Annotated in this window: 2 protein-coding genes; both read right to left on the reverse strand. The window is 75.0% G+C overall.

Annotated elements, in window-relative coordinates; genetic code table 11:
- Positions 1 to 2109, reverse strand: a 2109-nt coding sequence (locus tag ACWDCZ_RS39770; protein WP_449818517.1) for a type 2 lanthipeptide synthetase LanM family protein, incomplete at its 3' end; no start/stop codon positions are given.
- 308 nt (positions 2110 to 2417) lie between these two features.
- Positions 2418 to 3026 carry an ester cyclase gene (locus ACWDCZ_RS39775; RefSeq protein ID WP_049657844.1) on the reverse strand — a complete coding sequence of 203 codons (609 nt, stop codon included), beginning with the start codon at positions 3024 to 3026 and terminating at the stop codon, positions 2418 to 2420.
- Between the last annotated feature and the right edge of the window lie 136 nt (positions 3027 to 3162).

Genomic DNA, 3162 nt, shown 5'->3' on the forward strand with positions numbered 1-3162 from the left:
GGCGGGCCCGGCCGGGCGCGGGCCGGTGCCCGCGGGTGCGGCACCGTCGGCTCCCGCGGTGGTGGCGCGGGCGGCGAAGGCGGCCCGGATGATCCAGTCCTGGGTGGCCAGGTCGTGCTCGTCCATGGCGGCGACGATCCGCCGGGCCCGGTCGAGCCCCGACTCGGGCAGTGCCCGCGGCAGCGACCGGCCGCGGTGGGTGCGCAGGTCGCGGGAGCCGACGACGGAGCGGAACAGCGGGACGTCGCCGCTCCAGAGGTCCTCGGCTTCGAGCCGCAGCAGCGGCCGCTGGGCGGGGTTCCCGGCGGACTGGGCGAAGATCAGCCCGAGCACCCGGTCGCGGTCGAGCGCGTCACGGGTGACGTCCGGGTGGGTGCTCTCGCCCAGCAGGTGGGCGTAGACCCGGGTGGCGCGGACGATGGTGCGGCAGGTGTCCTCGCGGAAGCGCTCCAGCGGGCCGTCCGGTGCGAGCAGCGCCTCGCGGTGGGCGGCGATGGCGCGGTAGCCGGCCTCGAACCCCGCCCGCAGGGACGCCAGGTGGTCGGCCGGGTCGACGTCCCGGCCGTCCAGTCGCGGCCGGTTCGCGCCGCCCTCGAAGGCGCGCTGCACCCGGGTCAGGCGCATCTCGTCGGTGCCGTCGCCCTCCCAGGTGGGCGACTTGAAGGGCATGACGGCGCCCTTGTCGGCGCCCATCCCGCCGACGTCCAGCACCGCGCCGCCGTCGCCGACCAGTACCGAGGGCAGCAGGCCCACCCGCTGCACCGAGTGGGCGAGCAGGTGCTGCGCCGGGTCGTCGTCGATCAGCGGGCTGCCGGTCAGGTGGGGCACGCCGACGTGGAACAGGGACTCCAGGTCGACCGCGACCGGGTGCTCCCCGACGGCGATCACGTTCTCGAAGTGGAAGTCGGTGGCAGCGGTCGCGTAGAGCAGGGCCAGCAGCGCCCCGAGGCGGTGGTAGAACCGCTCGGCGGCCGCGTGGTCGGCGCACGGCGCCGGTTCCACGTACTCGATCCAGCCGTACCCGCCCCGGTCCCACACCGCCACGGTGCCCGGGCCGGGGCCCGGCAGGACGGTGTCGTACCAGTCGACCAGGGCGTTGAAGTGTTCGTGGACGGCCAGTGGCCGGGGTTTGTACACCAGCCGGGCGCCGGAGGAGAAGGTCAGCAGGGCGACCGAGCGGCCCGCCTCGTGGCCGTCGCCGCGGCCCGTGCGCACCTCGGTCAGTTCGCCGGGGTCGCGTCCGGCGAAGAGCCGCTCGACCAGCGCGGGCCGGTCGGCGGTGAAGCGGTCGAGGAACTCCCGGTGCGCGTGGACGGCGTTCCGGGTGGCGCACGCCAGCAGCCGGGCCAGGACGGCGTACTCGTCCAGCAGCGCGGCCAGCCGCTCCGGCTCCCGCTGCCAGGCGATGAAGGCGTGGAAGCGCTCCTGCGGGGTGTCACCGCTCAACTGGCCGGACAGCCGGGCCACATGGAGTTCGAGGACGAGGGTGCGGCCGAGGACGGACACCAGCTGGTCCCGCAGGCCGGCGGTGAGCGAGCGCCGGACGGCCGCGAGGACGGCGGCGGAGGGCTCGGTGGCGTCCGCGGTGCGGGCGGGTGCCTCCAGCAGGCGGAGGGCCTCGGCGAGGAAGGGTTCGACGACGGCCGCGAAGTCGGCGAAGCCGTGCCGGTGCGTTCCGTCGTGCTCCTCGTCGTGTTCCGTGGTGTCCTCCCCGTCGGGCGCCGGGGGCAGCCGTGGTGCGCGGGCGACGACGTCCTCGACGAACCGGGCCCAGGCCGGTTTGGCGGTGCGCGCGGCGAGGCTGTCGGGGTGTTCGGCGAGCAGCCGGCGCAGCAGGGGCGGGTCGATGCCGAGCGCGCGGGCCTGGGCTTCGGCGGTGTCCGGCGCGTGGTCGGTGAACGCCGAGCGCCAGCGGGCCAGTCGGCGGTCGGCGCGCCAGCCGAGGCTGCCCTCTGCCGGGTTGTCGGCGACCGGGGCGGGCGGGTCGCCCTCGCCGCTCAGGCGTTCGGCCAGCCACAGGCCGCGGGCCCACCAACTCCCCCTAAGGGGAGCGCGGTTGACGCATGACCAGGGCGGGGCGGCGGCATCGGGCGGGGTGTTCGAGGGCATGCTGGACTCCTGGGGCGCTGAGGACGGGCGATCCGGAGGCGGGCAGGCGGAGGCTGCCGGGAACGGGCTGGCATTGGCAGCTGGTGTGAATGGCAATGCCTTCAGATTCATTTGAGCTGCTGCCGCGAAGCGAGTCTGCTCGGCTCGCGGCAGCCCGTCAAGTGGTGTGAACAGAAATGCCCGAGCCATTCATCTCAGCTGCCACCCAGGGCCGGTGGGTCGCACCGTGACGGCCGAATTGCGCCCCCTGCTCAGGACGTTGAGCAGCGTCCGTGACCTTGCGACGGTCCGTCGGGGACCGGGCGGGGTCAGGCGCGAACGCCCAGTTGGGCCAGCAGGGCGGTGTTGTCCTCGATGTGCCAGTCCTCGGTGATCCGGTCGGTGCCGACGTGCTGGATGTCGATGGCGTTGAAGTCGACGCTCTGGCCCTGGCCCCGCACGCCGTCGAAGGTGCCGGTGAAGTGGCCGCGGAAGACCAGGCGGGCGGTGATCCTGTCGCCGGTGACCAGGAGGTCGGAGAGTTCGCAGGTCAGGTCCGGCACCGCGGCGCGGAAGCTATCCGAGGCGAGGAGCGGCCCGGCGGGGCCCTGCGGACGGCCGGGCGGCAGGGTGTTGTCCCGGAAGTGCGGGCTGATCGCCGCGTCCAGGTAGCGCTGCTGCCCGGTGTTCCAGAACGTGTACAACTGCTGTGCCAGGTGGACCTCCTGGGCGGCGCGCCGGGCGCCGATCGAGTGGTCCACGGTGAGGGCCTTCGGCTGGACGAGGTCGGGCGAACGGTCGATCAGGCGCTGTGGCCAGTCGTGTGCGGAGTCGTGGCGGCCGGTGTCGCGGGCGGGGGCGGCCGCCACGGTGCCGGCCGCCAGGCCGATCACCGTCGCGAGGACGGCGGTGGTGCGGATCAGGGTGCGCGAGTTCATGGGACCGGTTCCTCGGATCGGGGTGGGCCCCCCCGCGGGTGGGGGGGTTGCGGGGGGGGGGTGTGACCCCCTCGGCCGCGGGGGGCCCGCGGGGAGGGGGGCCCGGCGCCCCCCTCGGCGGGGGGGACCGTGCCGG

It is taken from the genome of Kitasatospora sp. NPDC001225 (genome assembly GCF_053597855.1).